A 21,001-nucleotide genomic window follows, 5' to 3' on the forward strand; every position below is an offset into this window, starting at 1 on the left:
GAGGTTTCGATGGCGGTTCGCGGTGATATCCGTAATGTGGCGATTGTGGCTCACGTCGACCACGGCAAGACCACGCTGGTGAACGCTATGCTCCAGCAGTCCCACGTGTTCAACGAGCGCGAGGAAGTGCCGGATCGCGTGATGGACTCCAACGACCTGGAGCGCGAGAAGGGCATCACCATCCTCGCGAAGAACACGGCCGTCGAGTACACCGGCCCGCTGGCCGCCAAGTACGGCCACCCGGAGGGCATCACCCTCAACATCATCGACACCCCCGGCCACGCCGACTTCGGCGGCGAGGTCGAGCGCGGCATCTCCATGGTCGACGGCGTCGTTCTGCTCGTCGACGCCTCCGAGGGCCCGCTGCCTCAGACCCGCTTCGTGCTGCGCAAGGCGCTCGAGGCGAAGCTGCCGGTCATCCTGTGCGTCAACAAGGTGGACCGTCCGGACGCGCGCATCGAGGAGGTCGTCGGCGAGACGTCCGACCTGCTGCTCGGTCTGGCCGACGACGTGCAGCACGAGGGCATCGACCTCGACCTCGACCAGCTGCTCGACATGCCCGTCATCTACTGCGCCGCCAAGGCCGGCTACGCCTCCGTGAACCAGCCCGCGGACGGCGGCCTGCCCGACAACGACAACCTCGAGCCGCTGTTCGAGGCCATCATCTCCAACATCCCCGCCCCGGAGTACGAGGAGGGCGCTCCGCTGCAGGCCCACGTCGCCAACATCGACTCCTCCGACTTCCTCGGCCGTCTCGGCCTCGTGCGCATCTACAACGGCACGCTGGAGAAGGGCAAGACCTACGGTCTGAGCCGCGTCGACGGCTCCATCGAGAACTTCCGCGTCGCCGAGCTGCTGCGCACGCAGGGTCTGGACCGTCTGCCGGTCGAGTCTGCGGGCCCCGGCGACATCGTCGCCGTCGCCGGCGTCAACGACATCATGATCGGCGAGACCATCGTCGATCCGAACGATCCGAAGCCGTTGCCGCTCATCCACGTCGACGACCCGGCCATCTCCATGACCTTCGGCGTCAACGACTCCCCGCTGGCCGGCACCGAAGGCAAGGACCACAAGCTCACCGCCCGCATGATCAAGGACCGTCTCGACCGCGAGCTCATCGGCAACGTGTCCATCAAGGTGCTGCCCACCGAGCGTCCGGACGCGTGGGAGGTGCAGGGCCGCGGCGAGCTCGCGCTGGCCGTGCTCGCCGAGCAGATGCGCCGCGAAGGCTACGAGCTGACCGTCGGCCGCCCGCAGGTCGTCACCAAGAAGATCGACGGCGTGGTCAACGAGCCTATGGAGAACACCACCATCGACGTGCCCGAGGAGTACATGGGCACCGTCACGCAGCTCATGGCCGACCGCAAGGGCCGCATGGACGGCATGACCAACCACGGCTCCGGCTGGGTGCGTCTGCAGTTCACCGTGCCGTCCCGCGGCCTCATCGGCTTCCGTACCGCGCTGCTGAGCGCCACCCGCGGCACCGGCATCTCCTCGTCCATCTCCGCCGGCTACGCGCCGTGGGCGGGTCAGATCTCCATCCGTCAGAACGGCTCCATGGTCTCCGACCGCAAGGGCGTCGCCACCCCGTACGCCATGCAGCGTCTCCAGGCGCGCGGCAGCTTCTTCGTCGAGCCGCAGTCCCCGGTGTACGAGGGCCAGGTCGTCGGCGTGAACAACAAGCCCGACGAGCTCGACGTGAACATCACCCTCGCCAAGCACATGACCAACATGCGCTCCTCCACCGCCGACGTGCTCGAGACGCTCACCCCGCCGATCAAGATGAGCCTCGAGGAGTCGCTCGACTTCGCCAACGAGGACGAGTGCGTGGAGGTCACGCCGGAGTCCATCCGCGTGCGCAAGATCATCCTCGGCCGTGAGGACTGGTACAAGTGGCGCGCCAAGCAGCGTCGCCAGAACGCCGCCCAGGGCAAGTGACGGCGAAGAAGGACGGCAACGGGCGGGCCCGCACGCCGGGCCGTGCATCGGACGCGTCGCTGCTGCCGTGGTCGCACCGGTTCGGCCCACTGGGCCGGACCGTCGTCACGGTGTTCGCGGCGGCAGGCGTCGCGTTCGTCGGCACGCTCGCGCACCGTATGGGCGCCATGGTGAACATCCCCTATGGATTGGCGATTGCATTCGCCGTCACGGCGTTGTCCACCTATGCGGCGCGCGCCCGTCAGGGCGTCACCGGTCTCGCCGTGCACCTCATCGTCTCCTCGGCCGTCGCGTGGGCGTTCGCCCTGTACGGCGGCCCCGGAGGGGATGCGCTGGTCGTTGCCGGGTTCAGCGAGCCGGAACCGTTCTTCAGCGAGCATGCCGGCTACATGTGGCTGTACGGCGTGATCGTCGTGCAGGTGGCCATGCTGGTTCTGCCCGCATCATGGTTCCGCATCCCCGCACCGAAGACGCGGTGACGCTACAGTAGTGCCCTATGACACGTGAAACCCTGTTCTATCTCGGGCCGGAAGGCACGTTCACCCATCAGGCGGCCATGGAGGCCGCCGACCAGCTCACGCGCGCCGGCGTCGCGGACGACGGGTTCACGCTCCGGGCGCTCGACGATGTGCCCGCCATCATGCGCGCCGTCGAGCACGGGGAAGGCTGGGGCGTCGTCGCGTGGGAGAACAACGTCGAAGGCTACGTCGTGCCGAACCTCGACGCGCTGATCGACGCGCGCGACGTCGCCGGTTTCGCGCGTGTGCGCGTCGACGTCGCGTTCGACGCGTTCACACGCCACGGCGACGATCCGCTCGCCGCGCGTGCCGACGGCGGCGATGTGGAGGACGCCGCCGCCACAGGCACGACGACCATCCCCGTGTCCGCGCACCCGCACGGTCTTGCCCAATGCAAACGCTTCATCGCCGCGCACGGGCTCACGCCCACGCCCGCATCCTCGAATGCGGCCGCATGCCGCGACCTCGAACCGGGGGGCGTCGCGCTGGGCCCGCACATCTGCGGCGAACTCTACGGACTCGACACGCTCGCCGCGCATGTGCAGGACTTCGAAGGCGCGCACACCGACTTCCTCGTGCTCGGCTCACGCGACGCTGTGCGTGCGCTCAACGCACATGCGCGCGCCTCGCACGGCGAGTTCGAGACCATCCTCACGCTCATCCCGCTCGTCACCGGTCCGGGTGTGCTCGCCGATGTGCTCGACGTGCTGCGTGACGCCGGGCTCAACATGACGAGCTTCATCTCGCGCCCCATCAAAGGCACCGACGGCACGTACAGCTTCATCGCGACGCTCGACGCGGCCCCATGGGAGCCACGCTTCCGTGCCGTGCTCAAGGAGATCGCCGAACACGGCGACTGGCTCAAGACCCTCGCCGTCTACCCGCGGCGTGAGCGTCCGAACCCACCGGTCGAGACGTGGCGCCTGCCCGATGGGGGAATGCGGTTCGACGCCTCGCCCGGAGCCGCAAAGGCGGATGACGGCGATGCGCCCGCCGCGGATTGGGATGAGCGCCATGATGTCAGGAGGGAACTGCTGTGGTAGCCAAGCATGACGGCATATTGGCACAAGACGTCATGACGGGGGGAGAGGGGCCCCGTCCCGATGGTGCGGCGCCGCGCCTCGTCGGCATCGTCGGTCTCGGACTCATCGGCGGGTCCCTCGCGCGCCGGCTTGTGGGCAGGGGCGTCGCCGTCATCGCGTGGAACCATCGTCCGCACCCGTACGAGACGGCCGAACGCGACGGCATCCGCTGCGTGGAGACGCTCGCCGATCTGGTCACGGCGGCGCCGGACGTCATCGTCCTGTGCAATCCGCTCAAGGCGATGCCCGCGATTCTCGGCGAACTCAAGCCGTTGCTCGCTGCGGCGCCCGGCATCACGCTCACCGACGTCGGCAGCGTCAAGGGCATGGTGCGCGACCAGGTCGAGGCCGCGGGGCTCGGGGAATGCTACGTGGGCGCGCATCCGATGGCCGGCAACGAACTGTCCGGCTGGGAGGCCGCCGATCCCCACCTCTACGACGACGCCCTGTGGGCCATCACCGTCACTCCCGGCACCGACTACCGGCGGTTCCTCACCGTCGCCCGTCTCATCGTCGAGGGCGTCGGCGACCGCGTGATCGTCCTCGACGATGAGACGCATGACAGGGCGGCCGCGCTCATCAGCCACATGCCGCACGTCGTCGCCACCGCGATGATCAACACGCTCGTCGCCGATCCGGACCGCAACATCGCCGCCGCGCTGGCGGCCGGCAGCTGGCGCGACATGACGCGCGTCGCCCTCACCGATCCGGACCGCACGCGCGCGATGGTCGAGGAGGACGCCGAGAACGTCGAACGGCTGCTGCGCGATATGGCCGCACGTCTGCTCGACGCGGCGGACCTGCTGCGCGACGGCCGTGCGCGCAGCGAGGCCGTGCGCGGCCATGCGCGTGGCGGCATGCTTGCCTTCTTCACTGAAGGGCAGTCGTTCCGCGACTACAAGGCGCGTGGCCGTGCGCCGGCGACGCCCGCGCCGGCGCACGACACCCGGGAATTCTCGTACGGCATCGATGACTGGCGTGAGCTTCTGCTGGCATCCGCGCGTCGCGGCGAACACGTCGTCGCGTTCACCGGCGAGCACGCCGTGCGTGTCGAGATGCGGTCGGCCGTCTGACGTCGGATGGCCTGACGGTCAGGCGTCCGACATGGTCGGACGAGCCAGGCTCAACTCGACGCCGGCCCGCCGTACCCCGCTACGGACGCGGCTTCGGCCGTTCCGGCACCGGCTTCAACGTGGCGATCGTGTCCGCGTCGATGGCCACGAACTGCTGCGGGCGCGAACCGTTCGCGGCCGCGTCGCGCGACAGTTCCAGCGTGCGCCCGTCCCAGCCGAGCACATGGCCCACATAATCGCGGAACTTGGTGCGCCCGTCGGCGGGGTCCACCCCTTCGATGACGCGCACGACCACGCGCGCGCCGTTCGGAATCTCCTTCGGCAATGCCATGTCTCATCCTTTCCCATGCACGACTGACCATTCTGAACGTTCGCGCCGGAAACGCTCCCGCAGACGAACGTCGGCCGGGCCCCACTGCCCGGTAGAGACCACTGTACGCGCGTGTGGCGCGGCATGCCGGGCACGAAACCGGGAACTCCCAGTGGAACCATGCCGGAAACACCATGCTCGGCGGAATCGAGTTCGGCGGAATCGCGTCAGTCCGTGGCGACCGCGTCGAGCACCGGCACCTTGAGCGCGCGGCGCGCCGGCGGCAGCGCCGCCACGACGCCGACGACGATCGAGGCGACGAGGAACTCGCCCAGCTGGTCCCAAGGTATCGACAGCCGTTCCAATCCGTTCGACGCGTATACGAGACGGATGACCGCTCCGGCTGCCACGCCCGTGACGACGCCGAGCAGCGTGCCGAGCACGGCGATCAGCGACGCCTCGATGGCAAGCATGCCTCGCACCTGCGCCCGGGACGTGCCGATCGCGCGCAGCAGGCCGATCTCGCGCGTACGTTCCGACACGCTCAACGCCAGCGTGTTCACGATGCCGAACACCGCGATCACGATGGACAGGGCGAGCAGCGCGTACAGGATCACGAGGATCTGGTCGACCATCGTGCCCATCGTGGATTTGAATTCGTCGCGGTCCTGCACGTTGACGACGTAGAACGGTTTGACGGCGTCGACGAGACGACGTTTCAGCGCCGCCACGTCCGCGCCCTCCTGCGCGTTGACGAACAGCATGATAGTGAACATCGTGTTCTCGTTGTTCACCTTGCCGGCCAGATCGTCGTTCATCAGCACCATCGAACGGTAGATGGAGTTCTCGATGATGGCGCCGACCCGCACCTTGACGTGCGTGGTCTCGGTCTTCGTGCGCACCAGGGTGGCCGGGTCCACGTTCTTCGCGTCCTCGACCGTCTTCTGCGCTTCGGCGGCCTTAGCCTGAGCGCCCGCCACGTCGCCTGAGGCGGCGAGCCGCTGCGCCTCCGACTGCAATGCGGCCGCCTGCGACTGGACCTGCGCCTGATAGTCGGCCTGCGCCTTGGCCGTCGCCTCCTCGTCGACGACGACACGCTTGCCGTTCACGGTGACCGTGTCACCGATCTGCCATCCGTTGTCCTGGGCGACGGTGAGGCCCACGACGAGCTCGCCCGTGCGCAGCGCCTTGTCGGCGTTTCCGGAGTTCGTGACCGGCGCGAACACCTTCGTGAACAGCGAAGGCTGTTCGGCGAACGTCATCGCCGAATCCTTGTCGTCGCCGGAGCCGTAGGTAACGCCCATGAGCATGCGGCTCTTCGAGACCGATCCGACGCCGCGGACGTCTTCGATGGCCTTGATCGCATCGTCGGGGATGCGCCCGGACGACGCGGACATCACCGAGAAATCGGATTTGAGACCGCTGTCGACGATGCCGGCGACGGACGCCTTCGCGGAGGAGGCCACCACGCCCAGACAGCTGACGATCGCCACTCCGACGAACAGCGCCGCCGCCGTGTTCGCGGTGCGCCGCTTCTGCCGCGCCAGATTGCGCGTGGCGAGACGCCCGGTGACGGTGAACACGTGCGCGGGAATCCAGCCGAGCACCGCGCCGGCCGGACCCACCAGCGCGGGGGCGAGCACGATCACGCCGATGACGATGAGGCCCGCGCCCACGCCGAGCGGCCAGCCGACGCCCCAGCGTGAGGCCAGATCGTTGAGGAACGGCAGCGGGGTGGGGGGCTCGCCGTCGCCAGCGTTCGCGATGGCGACGCAGAACGTCCAGCTCGCCGCGCCGAGCGCGATCATGACGATGCCCGCCACGCCGCGCGGCCACACCGGACGCTCCGGGTTGACGGTCTCGTTCATCGCCTGGATGGGCGGCGCGGTGGCGGCCCTGCGAGCCGGCAATGCGGCGCCGATGAGTGTGACGACGATGCCGACGAGCAGGCCGGCGGCCATGTCGGCCGGGCCCGGGTCGGCGGCGCCCGTCATCGGCGTGCCCATCCGCGCCATGCCGGCGACGATGAGCCTGACCATGCCCCAGCCGAGCGCGATGCCCGCGCCCGAGCCGACCAGGCCGAGCAGCAGCGCCTGCACGATGACCGTCGAGAAGACCTGGAAGGGGGAGGCGCCCACCGAGCGCAGCAGCGCGTAGCCGCGCATCGATTCACGCACGATCATCGAGAACGTGTTCGCGATGATGAACGAGCCGACGAACAGCGCGATCACCGCGAAGATGAGAATCAGCGGTTGGATGAACCCGAGTTGGTCCTTGAGGGACTGCGAATATTCGTCGCGCAGCTGGTCGCCGGTGATCGCATGGGCCTTCGAGCCGCTTGGCAGCGCGCGTTCCACCCGATCGGCGAGTTCGCGCTGCTGCTCGGCCGATAGCGGAGCGCCGCCGTTCGCCGAGCCATAGACGCCGATGTACCGGGTGACGCCGATCTCTCCGCTCTGCTCCTCCTCGAGCTCCTTCGCGACGTTCGGCGCCAGTCCGATGATGATGGCGCCCGCCTGGGAGACGTCCGTGTCGAATACGCCGACGACCTTCACGTCCTCCGGCCCGCTCGGGTAGACGAGTTTCGTGGTGTCTCCGACCTTGAGACCGGCGGTCTCGGCGGCGAAGGCGTGCAGGGCCACTTCGTGGCGGTCCCGCGCCCATCGCCCCTCGGTCAGGTGCGCGGAACGCCAGGTGCCGTTCTCCAATCCGATGCCCATCGTCGGCGATCCTATCGTGGAGACCGCGTTGCCGTCCTTGGCGACGAGCACGAGCGCGCCGCTGACCGAATACGTGACCTCGGCGGTCTTCACGCCCCTCACCTTGGCGATCGTCGTGGCGAGTGAGACGTCGATGTCGTTGTACGTCTTCATCGAGGAGGAGCCGTCGGAGCCGGAGGACGCGGCCGCATCCGCGTCGTCCTCGCGTTCCGTGGAACCGCGCACGTATACGTCGTGGTCGGTGTTCGAGCCGAGCATCTGGTCGACCTGGTCGTTCATCATCGCGCGGAAGCAGAACGAGCCGACCACGAACGACACGCCGAGCGCGATGGCGATGATCGACATGATGAAGCGGGGGAAGTGCGCGCGGGCGTCGCGCAGGCCGATGCGGATCATGCGTCGGCCCGCGCCTTCGTGCCCGCGGCGTCCCCCGCGTCGCCCTCGGTGGCGAATTCGGCGAGGATCCGATCATAGGTGGGGTGCTTCAGGTCGCGGATGATGCGCCCGTCGGCGAGCACGAGCACGCGGTCCGCATACGAGGCGGCGCGTGGGTCGTGCGTGACCATGACGATGGTCTGGCCGTAGTCATGCACCGAATCCTTGAGGAACCCGAGCACCTCGCGGCTGGAGCGCGAGTCGAGGTTGCCGGTCGGCTCGTCAGCGAAGATCACCGAGGGCCGCGCCATGATGGCGCGCGCGCAGGCGACGCGCTGCTGCTGCCCGCCGGACAGCTGGCTCGGACGGTGCTTCAGGCGCGGCCGCAGCCCCACCACGTCGACGACCTTGTCGAACCACGCGCGGTCGATGGGGCGTTTCGCGATCTGCAGCGGCAGGAGGATGTTCTCCTCCGCGGTGAGCGTGGGCACCAGATTGAACGACTGGAAGATGAAGCCGATCTGGTCGCGGCGCAGCTTCGTCAGCTGGCGCTGGCTCATCGAGGAGACCTCCAGCCCCTCGACGACGACCCGGCCGGAGGTGGGGGCGTCGAGTCCGGCCATGCAGTGCATGAGCGTCGACTTGCCGGAGCCGGAGGGTCCCATGATCGCGGTCATCTCGCCACGGGCGAAATCGACGTCGACATGGTCGAGCGCCGTCACCCGCGCGTCGGCGTCGCCGTACGTCTTCGTCAGATCGATCGCACGCGCCACGACCGCGTCGCCCGCCGTCCCCGGGTCGGTGCCCGCGCGCCCCGCCATCGTTCCCCCAGTGTTTCCGAAGCGTTCCATCCGTGCGACCGATTTGGCGGAATGCCGTGCCATGATGCCCCCGTCCGACATGAAGTGAAAACGGTTATAGTCTATCCGAAGACGGTGCTGGCGAAAGGAACGGTATGCGCTTCGATGACCAATTGCGGGCGTTCCTCGGGTATCTCAAGGCGAACCGGGGACTGGGCGCGAACACGCTCAGGGCGTACGGCGCGGACGTCGCCGGATGCCTGCGCACGTTGGAGGCCATGGGGGTGGAAGACCTGCGCGAGACGACGGTCGACGACCTGCGCGCATGGATGGCCGCCGAATCCCGTTCCCACGCGCGCTCCAGCATGGCGCGCATGACCGTCGCCGTGCGGGGGTTCTTCGCGTGGGCGCAGGAGCACGGCGTGACGGCCGTCGACCCCGCGGCCGCGCTGATGACGCCGAAGATTCCGGACACCCTGCCCGCCGTGCTCACCGAGGCGCAGGCGGAACGGCTCATGGACACGGTCGACCGGCGGGCGTCATCCGGCGGATCGGCGGTCGGCGGGGAAGGAGCCGGAGCGGGCATGCCGCGCCGCGGCGAAGACCGGACCGCGCAGGCGGTGCGTCTGCGCGACGCCGCGATATTGGAGCTGCTGTACGCCACCGGCATCCGCGTCGCGGAACTCGTGGGGCTCGACGTGCGCGACGTGGATTTCTCCAACCGCACCGTGAGGGTCACCGGCAAGGGGAACAAACAACGTGTCGTGCCGTTCGGGCTTCCGGCGGCGCGTGCGCTGGAATCATGGATCGGGCGGGGCCGCCCCGTGCTGGCCGCGGCGCGCGGCGCCCGCGCTGTTCGCGATGGGCGTAACGGGCGCGGCGGGGGCGCGGCGGCGTCCGCGCATGGCGACGCGGCGGGAGCGCTGTTCCTCGGCTTGCGCGGCGGCAGGCTCGACCAGCGCGTCGCAAGGAAGACCGTGCACGAGGCGGCCGCGGCCGCCGGCGTGCCGGACATCTCGCCGCACGCGCTGCGCCACTCCGCAGCGACGCACCTGCTCGACGGGGGAGCGGACCTGCGTGAGGTGCAGGAGATGCTCGGCCATTCCTCGCTCAGGACCACGCAGCGCTACACGCACGTCTCCATCGAACAGCTCAAGGCCCGGTACGCGCAGGCGTTCCCGCGCGCCTGAGGCGGTGCGCTCCGGCGCAGGCGGCCGGCGGTGCCCCGTATACGTCCGTACTGTGAGACGGGCGGGAGGAACATGCGACGTGCGCCGAAAGCGGTGGAATTCCCACGGCTTTCCCGCAGCGGTGTTCACGGAACATTTGCAATTCGGTAACACGTCGTCTTGAATCTGCGGCACAATGGGTCGAGTTCAGCAAGGGGGTCGGCTGGCCACAGGCCGTCGGCCCCCTTCGCTAGGCAGGATGCGGAACCCCCGCGTCCGGATGAAACAGGAGAAACCATATGAAGAAGAAAGCCTTCGCGATCGCCGCGGCCGTGTGCGCCGCCGCGACCATGCTGGCGGGCTGCGGTTCGAGCAGCAACGACAGCTCTGCGGCCACTTCCGGCAGCAACATCATCACCGCATACAACTCCGAGCCGCAGAACCCGCTCATTCCGGGCAACACCAACGAGACCGGCGGCGGCAAGCCGGGCGACCTGCTGTTCGCCCGCCTCGTCTCCTTCGACGCCAAGGGCAACGCCTCCAACGAGGTCGCCGAGTCCATCGAGCCGAACGACGACGCCACCCAGTACACCATCAAGCTCAAGGACGGCTGGAAGTTCACCGACGGCACCCCGGTGACCGCCGAATCCTTCACCAAGGCCTGGAGCTACACCGCCAACGCCAAGAACGCACAGAAGGGCACCTCCTTCTTCTCCACCATCAAGGGCTACGACGACCTGCAGAACGCCGACTCCCTGAAGGGCACCGAGCAGCTCTCCGGCCTCAAGGTCGTGGACGACCACACCTTCACCGTGGCCATGTCCCAGCCGGACGCCACCTTCCCGATCAAGGTCGGCTACCTCGCGTTCGCCCCGCTGCCCGAATCCTTCTACAAGGACCCGAAGGCCTTCGGCGAGGCCCCGGTCGGCAACGGCCCGTACAAGTTCAAGTCCTGGGACCACAACAAGGAGATCCAGCTCGTCAAGAACCCCGACTACAAGGGCAATGACGTGGCGAAGAACGACGGCGTGACCTTCAAGGTCTACACCGACGACAAGGCCGCCTACGCCGACATCCAGGCCGGCAACCTCGACGTGATGGAGTCCGTCCCGGCCTCCGCCACCAAGACCTTCCAGAAGGATCCGAAGGTCCAGGCCTACAACAAGGCCGGCTCCGTCTCCCAGACCTTCACCATCCCGTCCAACCTCGAGCACTTCCAGACCAACACCGAGGAAGGCCAGCTGCGCCGCCAGGCCATCTCCATGGCCATCAACCGCGAGCAGCTGACGGACAAGGTCCTCGGCGGCATCGCCACCCCGGCCACCGAGTTCACCTCCCCGCTCACCCCGGGCTACTCCGACTCCATCAAGGGCTCCGACAACCTCAAGTTCAACGCCTCCAAGGCCAAGGAGCTGTGGGCCAAGGCCGACGCCATCTCCAAGTACGACGGCCAGCTCACCTTCGCCTACAACGCCGACGGCGGCGCCAAGCCGATCTACGACGCCATCGTCAACCAGCTGAAGAACAACCTGGGCATCGACGTCGCCACCAACCCGATGCCGACCTTCCAGGAGTTCCGTGACGCGGTCACCAACCGTCAGATCAAGGGCGCCTTCCGCACCGGCTGGCAGCCGGACTACCCGTCCCCGGAGAACTACCTGTTCCAGCTGTACGCCTCCGCCGCCGCAGACGGCAACGGCTCCAACGACGGCGACTACAAGAACGCCGAGTTCGACAAGCTGATGGACGAGGCCTACGCCGCCACCTCCACGGATGCCGCCAACAAGATCTACCAGCAGTCCCAGGAGATCCTGCTCAACGATCTGCCGGCCATCCCGCTGTACTACTCCAACGCCGACGGCGTCGCGAGCACCAACGTCAAGGGCTTCGAGATGAACTGGCAGAACCTGCCGGTCTACGAGGAGCTGACCAAGTGAGCGTAACGCCCGCCTGAATCGCCCTCCCGGCGAAACCCGGCAAAAGGGGGATGGAATCCGTTCGGATTCCATCCCCCTTGCCGTATTCACGCAACGGAATCGGCCTTCGGAGGAGGGTGATGCCGTGTCGTTGCGGACGGTTCCCAGCCGGGATTCACTGCTGTGAAACAATCGTGTCTGTACGTGGGGTAAACTAACGGGGTACTCAACGACCGGCCGAGACGGCTATCCGCACCCGCAGGGGGCGTCCGAGCCGACGCAGGCAGGTCCGTGACACAAGGAGAAACCGATGGGCAAATATCTTCTGCGACGTATCCTGCAGATGATTCCCGTGGTTCTCGGTGCGACGCTGCTGGTCTATGCTCTCGTCTTCGCGCTGCCGGGCGATCCGGTCAAGGCGATGTTCGGTGACAAGCCGGTCAATGAAGCGGTCGCCGCCCAGATCCGCGCCGAATACAACCTCGACAAGCCGTTCATCATCCAGTACCTGCTGTTCCTCAGGAACGCGTTCACCCTGGACTTCGGCAACACGTTCGCGGGCCAGCCGGTCATCGACGAGATCGGCCGCGCGTTCCCCGTCACCATCAAGCTGGCGGTCATGGCGTTCTGCTTCGAGGCGATCTTCGGCGTGGTGTTCGGCATCATCTCCGGCCTCAAGAAGGGCAAGTGGTACGACTCGGTGATCCTCATCGTCTCCCTGCTGCTCATCTCCGTGCCGACGTTCGTCACCGGCTTCGCCGGCCAGTACTTCCTCGGCGTGCAGTGGAGCCTCATCCCGGTGACGGCCAGCGCGAACCCGACCTTCACCGAGCTGCTGTTCCCCGCGATGGTGCTGGGCTCGGTCTCCATGGCGTACATCATCCGACTGACCCGTTCCGAAGTGTCCTCCAACATCGCCGAGGACTACGTGCGCACCGCGCGCGCCAAGGGCATGTCCAACGGATCGGTCATGGTGCGCCACGTGCTGCGCAACTCGCTGATCCCCGTCGTCACGTACCTCGGCCAGGATCTCGGCGCCCTCATGGGCGGCGCCATGATCACCGAGCAGATCTTCAACATCCACGGCGTCGGCTTCCTCACCTACCAGAGCATCCTCAAGGGCGAAGGCAACCTCGTGGTCTCCATCGTCACGTTGCTGCTGCTCGTGTTCGTGATCTGCAACCTCATCGTCGACATGCTGTACGCGGCGCTCGACCCGCGCATCCGCTACGAGTGAGCCAAGGAGGAACGAGATTATGACCGACGAAACCAAGACCTCCGCCGCATACGAGACGTTGCCCGGCCAGGAGCGCTACGTCGCCCCCATCGAGGAGACCCCGCTGCAGGACGTCGACAAGGTGGACGAGTCCGCGCCCGCCGCCAGCATGTGGTCCGACGCGTGGCGCACGCTGCGCAAGAACCCGCTGTTCATCGTCTCCGGACTGCTCATCGTGTTCATCGTCTTCGTGGCGCTGTTCCCGGGCGTGTTCACCAAGGTGGACCCGAACTACTGCAACCTCGACAACTCGCTCGAGCCTTCCGAGGCGGGCCACCCGTTCGGCTACGACTTCCAGGGCTGCGACGTGTTCGCCCGCACCGTCTACGGCACGAGGACCTCGCTGTCCGTGGGCCTGCTGACCACGATCATCGTCGTCATCATCGGCACGCTGATCGGCGCCGTCGCCGGCTTCTGCGGCGGTTGGGTCGACGCGCTGCTCAGCCGCATCATCGACATCTTCTACTCGATCCCGTTCCTGCTGGGCGCCATCGTCGTCCTGCAGATGTTCCGCACCTCCGGCTCCATCTGGAAGGTCGTGCTCGTGCTCGCCCTGTTCGGCTGGGTGTCCACCGCCCGCATCGCGCGAGGCTCGGTGCTGGAGGCCAAGAACCTCGAGTTCAACACCGCCTCCACCGCGCTCGGCTCCACGCCGATGCGCAACCTGTTCAGCCACATCATCCCGAACGCCCTGGCGCCGATCATCGTCATCGGCACCACGTCACTCGGTTCGTTCATCGTCTCCGAGGCGACGCTGAGCTTCCTCGGCGTCGGCCTGCCGACCACGACGGTGAGCTGGGGCGGCGACATCTCCCAGGCGCAGGTCAACCTGATGACCAACCCGATGGTGCTGTTCTACCCGTCCATGGCGCTGGCCATCACCGTGCTGAGCTTCATCATGATGGGCGACGCCGTCAAGGACGCCCTCGATCCGAAGAGCCGCACGGCCTGAGAGTGAGGTAGGAAGACTTATGGAAAACACCAACGACGCCAAGATCGTGCAGATGCAGAAGGACCACGGCCCGCTGCTCGAGGTCAAGAATCTCGCCATCGACTTCACCACCGACGACAAGCGCGCCGTGCATGCGGTGCGCAACGCCTCCTTCTCCGTCTACCCCGGCCAGTGGGTGGCGATCGTGGGCGAATCCGGCTCCGGCAAGTCCACGTCCGCCATGGCCGTGCTCGGCCTGCTTCCCGGCACCGGCCACGTGGTCGGCGGCTCCATCAAGCTCGAAGGCCAGGAGCTCACGGGCCTCAAGCCGAAGGACTTCGACAAGCTCCGCGGCGACAAGATGGGTCTCGTGCCGCAGGACCCGATGAGCAACCTGAACCCCGTGTACCGCATCGGCACGCAGGTCAAGGAGGCGCTCACCGCCAACAACATGGACGTGGCGCACGAGAAGCGCTCCGCCCTCGCGCGCGCCCTGGCCGACGAGGAGGCCGACGTCGAGCTCAAGGGCAACGACGACGAGACCTTCATCGGCTCCGCCGAACTGCCCGCGCTGCTCGACGCCGCCAAGGCCGCGCTGGCCGAGGCCGGCGTGGGCGACGAACAGGCGGCCAAGTCGATGGAGTACTTCAAGGACGAGTGGGTGCCAGGCTCCGAGACCCGCTGGCGTGTCGCCGACGACCTCATCAAGGCCGGCGTGGGCGACGACAAGGCGTGGGCCATCGCCAAGAAGCACGTCACCGGCTCCACGATGGAGGACCGCATCGCCGGCCTGCTTTCCGAGGCCGGTCTGCCCGACGCCGCCACGCGCGCCCGCCAGTACCCGCACGAGTTCTCCGGCGGCATGCGCCAGCGCGCGCTCATCGCCATCGGTCTGGCGTGCCGTCCCGATCTGCTCATCGCCGACGAGCCGACCTCCGCGCTCGACGTGACCGTGCAGAAGAAGATCCTCGACCACCTGCATCAGCTCACCGACTCGCTCGGCACCGCCGTGCTGTTCATCACCCACGATCTGGGGCTCGCCGCCGAGCGCGCCCAGCACATCGTCGTGATGTACAAGGGCCAGGTCGTCGAATCCGGCCCGTCGCTCGAAGTGCTCCAGCACCCGCAGCATCCGTACACGAAGCGTCTGGTCGCGGCGGCCCCGTCGCTCGCCTCGCAGCGCATCATCTCCGCACGCAAGCGCGGCGAGGACACGGACGCCCTGCTCGAGCACCACGTCGTCGGCGAGGACAAGCTCGCCAAGAGCGAGAACGTCATCGTCGTCGACCACCTGACCAAGGAGTTCAAGCTCCCGCGCAAGAAGGAGATGTTCAAGGCCGTCGACGACGTGTCCTTCTCCGTCAAGCGCGGCTCCACGCTGGCCATCGTCGGCGAATCCGGCTCCGGCAAGTCCACCGTGGCGAACATGGTGCTGAAGCTGCTCGAACCGACCTCCGGCAAGGCGTTCTACGAGGGCGAGGACATCGCCTCCTTCAAGGGCGCGAAGCTGCTTGAGTTCCGCCGCCACGTGCAGCCGGTCTTCCAGAACCCGTACGGCTCGCTCGACCCGATGTACTCGATCTACCGGTCCATCGAGGAGCCGCTGCGCATCCACGGCATCGGCGACAAGGTGAGCCGCGCCAAGCGCGTGCGCGAGCTGCTCGACATGGTCGAACTGCCCGAATCCGTGATGACCCGCTACCCGAACGAGCTGTCCGGCGGTCAGCGCCAGCGCATCGCCATCGCGCGCGCCATGGCCCTCAACCCCGACGTCATCGTGTGCGACGAGGCGGTCTCCGCCCTCGACGTGCTCGTGCAGGACCAGGTGCTGCGCCTGCTCAACGACCTGCAGGCCGAAAAGGGCCTGAGCTACCTGTTCATCACCCACGATCTGGCCGTCGTGCGTCAGATCGCCGACGAGGTCGTGGTGATGCAGCACGGCAGGCTCGTCGAGCACGCCACCACCGACGAGGTGTTCAACCACCCGAAGATGCAGTACACCCGCGACCTGCTCGACGCGATTCCGGGCGGCAAGCTCAAGCTCGGACTGGACTGACGCACGGCTCGGCGCATGCGCGCCGTCCATTCCGCGTCATCGAGGCCCCTTCCGTGTCCGCACGGAAGGGGCCTCTTCCGTATCGACCGCCTCGTCCGTATCGGGCGGCATCCGTCGCGCATCCGGTGGCGTATAGTGAACCGCATGATCTCCATCACGACATCGAATATGAACGGCATCCGCGCGGCCATGCGCAAAGGCGTCGACGCGTGGGCCCGTGCGAACACGCCCGACGTGTGGTGCATGCAGGAGGTGCGCGCCCCGCAGCCGGACGTCGACGCCATCTTCGACGGGTTCGCCGCCGACTACGCCGAAGCGGGCCGCGTCGAGGCGCCGGCCTCGCTCACGCGCGTCAACGAGGTGTGCCGCGTCAAGGGGCGCGCCGGCGTGGGTCTGCTCACGGATCTTGAAACCACGGACGTGCGCCACGGTCTGCCGGGGCTCGACGAGGACGTCGACTCCGGCCGTTGGATCGAGACTGATGTGAGGACCCCGCAGGGCTACACGCTCACCGTCGTGTGCGTGTACGTGCATGCCGGCAACGCGGACGACGAGACGAAGATGGCGCAGAAGTACCGGTTCCTCGACGCGATGCTCACGCGCATGGGCGAGCTGCGTGACGAGGCCGCGCACGGCGGGCGTCAGGCGGTGCTGTGCGGCGACTTCAACATCGCGCACACGCCGCTCGACATCAAGAACGCGAAGGGCAACGTCAAGCATGCCGGATTCCTGCCCGAAGAGCGCGCCTACGTGGACCGCTGGCTGGGGGAGTACGAGTTCGTCGACGTGATGCGCGACCTCGCCGGCGACATCCAGGGACCGTACACGTGGTGGAGCCAGCGCGGCCGCGCCTTCGACAACAACGTCGGCTGGCGCATCGACTACCAGTTCGCCACGCCGGAGCTCGCCGAGACGGCGCGCGGCTTCGTCATCGACAAGGCGCCGACCTACGAGGCGCGATGGTCCGACCACGCGCCGCTGACCATCCGCTACGACGTGTGAGCGGTCGGCGGCCTTCCGGTCGCGGGATTAGGTGTTAGTCTTGACAGGGTTGCAACCGTAGCATCAGAAATGAGGAACCATGGGATTGTTCGGATTCGGCAGGAAGAAGGATCAGGCGGATGCCAAGCCCGTCGAGGACGAGGACGTGAAGGCCGCCAAGGCCGCCAACGCCGCCGCCAAGGCGGACAGCGAGTCCGCCGAGAAGACCGCCGCGGCGGCCCTGCCCGAGGCGAGCGATGCATACGAGGGGCGCGGCGAGGAGCGCGGCCCGTGGGATGTGAACGACGAGGACGTGCCCGACTACGACGACTACCTCGATCTGGGCGCCTACTACCTGCCGTTCATGCAGCACATCGAGCTGCGCATCAAGGCGAACCGCGCCACGCGCGCCATCCTCGGTTCCACGATCACGTACAAGAACTCCAGCCTGGAGATCGAGGCGTACGCCGCGCCGAAGACGCTCGGCCTGTGGGAGGACTGGCGTGAGGACTTCCTCGCCGCCAACAAGAAGGCCACCGCCGTCGACGGCGTGTTCGGCACCGAGATCAAGCTGCCCGTCGAGATCAAGGGCGGCAAGACCGTCACCACGCGCATCATCGGCGTGGACGGCCCGCGTTGGATGCTGCGCGGCATCTTCTCCGGCGTGGCCGCCGTCGACCCGGACGCCGAGGAGACCAAGGCGCTCAACGGCTTCTTCGCCGGCATCGTCGTCGAACGCGGCGACGAACCGCTGGCGCCTCGCGACCTCATCCCCATGCACCCGCCGGTCGGTCCGGCCGAGCGCAAGGCCGCGAAGGCCGCCGCCGAAGGCGAGGAGCAGCCGGAAGGCAAGGAGCATCTCAAGGACGTGCCGACCCGCCCGGAAGGCCCGCTGAGCCAGGACCAGCAGACCGAAGTCAAGACCACGCTCTCGCGCGGCCCCATGTTCTCCGAAGTCCGCTGAATTGGCCGATCAACGCAACGAGAGGAAACGCACCGGCCTCGGCGCGCTCGCCCAGGCCGGCGGCGACGATGCGGACTTCTCCGTCATCGAGGCGATCGGCGGCCCGAGGGGCGTCGTCGAGTCGATGCTGCCCGGCGTGGTGTTCGTCGTGCTGTTCATCGCGACGAGCGACTTGAACCTCACCATCGCCGTATCGGCGGCGCTGGCCGTCGTCCAGGTTCTCGCGCGCCTCGTGCAGCGGCAGTCCGTCATGGGCGCGCTGAGCGGCCTGATCGCCGTGGGCATCTGCCTGGTGTGGGCGTGGAAGAGCCATGAGGCGCGCAACTACTACATGATGGGCTTCATCACGAACGCCGTGTACGCGGTGCTGCTCGCCATCTCGCTCGCGGTGCGCGTGCCCGGCCTCGGACTCGTCATCGAGTTCATCCGCCAGATGCCCACCGAGCGTTTCAAGACCTGGTTCCACGGTTGGATGGACGACAAGCCGTTGAAGCGCGCCTATACGATCATCACCGGCCTGTGGCTCGGGCTGTTCGCGTTGCGTCTCGTCGTGCAGGTGCCGCTGTACCTGACCGACCATGTGGCCGCGCTCGGCGTGACGCGTCTGCTCATGGGCATCCCGTTCTGGGCGTTGGCCATCTGGGTGAGCTATCTCGTCATCGCCACGCCTCTGCACCGGCACAAGGCAGCCGCGGCGGCGAAGGCAGCGACGGACGACTCGCCGGACGCAGCCGCATCGGACGGCCGCTCCTGACATCCGCCGTGCACCGCACGACGACCACCGTCCCCATCCGTCCCATCGAACCGAAAAGGAATCCATGGAAGCCGAAGTCCGCATTGAACGCTACGCCGACCAGGGCCGCTGCGTCGCCCATATCGACGGGCGCGTCGTCTTCGTCCGCTTCGCCCTGCCCGGCGAACTCGCGCGCGTCACGCTCGACGAGCCGCATGACCGCGACGACCGGTTCTGGACCGGCGAGGTCACCGAGGTCATCGAGGCGAGCGCCGATCGCGTCGACCCCGCGTGGCCGCTCGCGGGCCCGCTTGCCATGGGCGGCGGCGTCGGCGGCGCCGACCTCGTGCACGTCTCCCTGCCCGGCCAGCTACGGTGGAAGGCCGAGTCCGTGGCCGAACAGATGCGCCGTCTCGGGCACGTCGACGTGGAGGTCCCCGTCGAACGCGCCGAAGGCGACGAGGCGTTGGGAGGTCTGCACTGGCGCACCCGCATCGAGATGATCGCCGACGAGGAGGGGCGCCCGTCGATGCGCCGCCGCGGCACCCATGTGCGTGTGCCCCTCGACACGATGCCGCTCGCCACGAAGGCGCTCCTCGCCGTCGCCGACGAACAGCGCCTGTGGGACGGCGGCTTCACGCCGGGCGCGCAGATCCGCCTGTCCGTCCCGGAGCCGCGCGGCGTCGCCATCCGCGGCAACCATGCGGTTCTCGTCGACGGCAAGCTCACCGCCGGCGTGCGCACGCTCAACGAGCAGGTCACCGTCGCCGGACGCGACTTCACCTATGAGGTGGACGCGAACGGCTTCTGGCAGGTGCACCGCGAAGCGCCGGTCGCCTTGGCGAACCACGTCATCGAACTGGCACGCCGCGAGCTCGACGGCCGTTCCAACACCGTCGCTTGGGACCTCTACTCCGGTTCCGGCCTGTTCACGCTGCCGTTGGCGACGCTGCTCGCGCAGCGCACGCGCATGTTCAGCGTCGAAGGCGGCCGTGACGCGGTCAAAAGCCAGCAGCGCAACCTGCGTCGCATGGGATTGTCCGAAGTGGACGTGCGCTGCGGCGACGTCGCGCGCACGCTCGCCAACGTGCCGGCCGACCTCGCGCGTCCCGACCTTATCGTCCTCGACCCGCCGCGCGCCGGCGCCCGTGCGAAGGTCTGCCGTCAGATGGCCGAATCCGGCGCACGCTCCGTCATCTACATCGCGTGCGATCCCGCGTCGCTCGCGCGCGACACGGGCACATTGCGCGGCCTCGGCTACGAGCTGGCCGACGTGCGCGCCTACGACATCTACCCGATGACCCATCACGTCGAGACGGTCGCCCTGTTCCGCCGCACCGCGGAGGCGGCGTGAACGTGACGGGCCGCATGCGACGGCTCGTCACGTTCACGCGCGCCGGCGCCGCCACCGTCTGCGCCGTCATGCTGGCCGCTTCGGCCGCATGCGCGCCGCGCGGCACGGCCGTCGGCGACACGCAGGGGCGTGAGCCGTCGCCGGTCGAGCACGTCGGCACGGTGCGCGACGACGCGCTGATCGGTCTCGTCGGTTCCGTGCAGGCGACCGCGGACTCCGCGGTGCTCGACGCGCTCGCCGACGCCAGCATCGAGACCGTGTACCGTTCCGTGAAGGACGGCGGCGAGGCGGGTGCCGCCGCGCGCGGCCAGCAGGGCGTGCGTGACATGGTCTCGCGCGTCGTGAGTCTCGTCGTCATCAGCGACCTCGACGTCTCCACGGACGTGCAGGGCTGGGACGATGCGCTGCGCGACGCCCGTGAGGCGGGGATTCCGGTCGCGCTGCTCGATCCGGTGCATGCGCCCGACGACGAGACCCTGTACGCCGCGACGCTTGTGCTCAACGACCGCGACGCCGAAGCGACGCCCATCGACGACGCTGCCATGACCGTCCTCAACGACCTGCCCCACGATCGCGAGATCACCGTCACCACCGTCCGATAAGACCCGGCGCGCCGCGTAGCGCTTCGTTGTCGTGCAGGGCTTGGCGTGACGCAGACGTTTGCGGCATGAGGGGTGAAGCGACGCGGTAGGGTAGTGGCATGAGCGCAACCGCAGACACGACCTCATCCGCAGCCGGACAGCCGGTGGATTCTCCCGTCTCCCGGAGCGGCCCGGCCTCCGAGTCCGGCACCCCCGTCCCGCAC

Annotated in this window: 17 protein-coding genes; 14 read left to right on the top strand and 3 right to left on the bottom strand. The window is 67.9% G+C overall.

The window, feature by feature from the left end:
• The first annotated feature begins 9 nt into the window (after positions 1-9).
• The 4 genes from typA to BFAL_RS00690 are packed head-to-tail and all read left to right on the top strand — an operon-like array spanning position 10 to position 4,611.
• A complete protein-coding gene (typA, locus tag BFAL_RS00675; RefSeq protein ID WP_055426523.1) occupies positions 10-1,938 on the top strand; it encodes a translational GTPase TypA in 1,929 nt (642 codons plus the stop codon).
• Positions 1,935-2,417: a hypothetical protein gene (locus BFAL_RS00680; RefSeq protein ID WP_055426524.1), complete on the top strand. Its 483-nt coding sequence runs from the start codon at positions 1,935-1,937 to the stop codon at positions 2,415-2,417. The genes typA and BFAL_RS00680 overlap by 4 nt, the downstream gene beginning before the upstream one ends.
• Positions 2,418-2,434: 17 nt before the next feature.
• Complete coding sequence (locus BFAL_RS00685; RefSeq protein WP_082440226.1) at positions 2,435-3,499, top strand: prephenate dehydratase; 1,065 nt, start codon at positions 2,435-2,437, stop codon at positions 3,497-3,499.
• Positions 3,500-3,531: 32 nt separating this feature from the next.
• A complete protein-coding gene (locus tag BFAL_RS00690) occupies positions 3,532-4,611 on the top strand; it encodes a prephenate dehydrogenase (protein WP_055426580.1) in 1,080 nt (359 codons plus the stop codon).
• A gap of 79 nt (positions 4,612-4,690) precedes the next feature.
• On the opposite strand, the gene BFAL_RS00695 is transcribed toward BFAL_RS00690, so the two are convergent.
• The 3 genes from BFAL_RS00695 to BFAL_RS00705 form a co-directional block, all read right to left on the bottom strand.
• Complete coding sequence (locus tag BFAL_RS00695) at positions 4,691-4,942, bottom strand: DUF6725 family protein (protein ID WP_055426525.1); 252 nt, start codon at positions 4,940-4,942, stop codon at positions 4,691-4,693.
• A gap of 206 nt (positions 4,943-5,148) precedes the next feature.
• A complete protein-coding gene (locus BFAL_RS00700) occupies positions 5,149-8,037 on the bottom strand; it encodes an ABC transporter permease (RefSeq protein ID WP_055426526.1) in 2,889 nt (962 codons plus the stop codon).
• Complete coding sequence (locus BFAL_RS00705) at positions 8,034-8,837, bottom strand: ABC transporter ATP-binding protein (protein ID WP_055426527.1); 804 nt, start codon at positions 8,835-8,837, stop codon at positions 8,034-8,036. The genes BFAL_RS00700 and BFAL_RS00705 overlap by 4 nt, the downstream gene beginning before the upstream one ends.
• A gap of 134 nt (positions 8,838-8,971) precedes the next feature.
• Here BFAL_RS00705 and BFAL_RS00710 point away from each other — a divergent pair, with 134 nt between their 5' ends.
• From BFAL_RS00710 to BFAL_RS00755, 10 genes are all read left to right on the top strand, one after another.
• Positions 8,972-10,006 (top strand): tyrosine recombinase XerC, encoded by a 1,035-nt coding sequence (locus BFAL_RS00710; protein ID WP_055426528.1) that lies wholly within the window; start codon positions 8,972-8,974, stop codon positions 10,004-10,006.
• A gap of 278 nt (positions 10,007-10,284) precedes the next feature.
• Entirely contained in the window at positions 10,285-11,922 is a 1,638-nt protein-coding gene (locus BFAL_RS00715) for a peptide ABC transporter substrate-binding protein (RefSeq protein WP_055426529.1), read from the top strand.
• A gap of 289 nt (positions 11,923-12,211) precedes the next feature.
• Positions 12,212-13,138, top strand: coding sequence for an ABC transporter permease (locus BFAL_RS00720; RefSeq protein WP_055426530.1), 927 nt, complete (start codon positions 12,212-12,214; stop codon positions 13,136-13,138).
• Between the two features lie 19 nt (positions 13,139-13,157).
• Complete coding sequence (locus tag BFAL_RS00725) at positions 13,158-14,129, top strand: ABC transporter permease (RefSeq protein WP_055426531.1); 972 nt, start codon at positions 13,158-13,160, stop codon at positions 14,127-14,129.
• Between the two features lie 19 nt (positions 14,130-14,148).
• On the top strand, positions 14,149-16,164 hold the full coding sequence (locus BFAL_RS00730; protein WP_055426532.1) for a dipeptide ABC transporter ATP-binding protein: 2,016 nt from the start codon (positions 14,149-14,151) through the stop codon (positions 16,162-16,164).
• Positions 16,165-16,308: 144 nt separating this feature from the next.
• On the top strand, positions 16,309-17,166 hold the full coding sequence (locus BFAL_RS00735; RefSeq protein ID WP_055426533.1) for an exodeoxyribonuclease III: 858 nt from the start codon (positions 16,309-16,311) through the stop codon (positions 17,164-17,166).
• Between the two features lie 79 nt (positions 17,167-17,245).
• Positions 17,246-18,109 carry a DUF3710 domain-containing protein gene (locus BFAL_RS00740; protein ID WP_055426534.1) on the top strand — a complete coding sequence of 288 codons (864 nt, stop codon included), beginning with the start codon at positions 17,246-17,248 and terminating at the stop codon, positions 18,107-18,109.
• Position 18,110: 1 nt separating this feature from the next.
• Positions 18,111-18,863 carry a DUF3159 domain-containing protein gene (locus tag BFAL_RS00745; RefSeq protein WP_055426535.1) on the top strand — a complete coding sequence of 251 codons (753 nt, stop codon included), beginning with the start codon at positions 18,111-18,113 and terminating at the stop codon, positions 18,861-18,863.
• 64 nt (positions 18,864-18,927) lie between these two features.
• The gene (locus BFAL_RS00750) at positions 18,928-20,196 is read left to right on the top strand and encodes a class I SAM-dependent RNA methyltransferase (protein WP_055426536.1); all 1,269 of its coding nucleotides are present in this window, start codon (positions 18,928-18,930) and stop codon (positions 20,194-20,196) included.
• On the top strand, positions 20,193-20,798 hold the full coding sequence (locus BFAL_RS00755) for a type 1 periplasmic-binding domain-containing protein (RefSeq protein ID WP_055426537.1): 606 nt from the start codon (positions 20,193-20,195) through the stop codon (positions 20,796-20,798). Before BFAL_RS00750 ends, BFAL_RS00755 begins: the two co-directional genes overlap by 4 nt.
• Positions 20,799-21,001 lie beyond the last annotated feature (203 nt).

Origin of the sequence: Bifidobacterium aesculapii (assembly GCF_001417815.1) — a bacterium.
Lineage (GTDB): Bacteria > Actinomycetota > Actinomycetes > Actinomycetales > Bifidobacteriaceae > Bifidobacterium > Bifidobacterium aesculapii.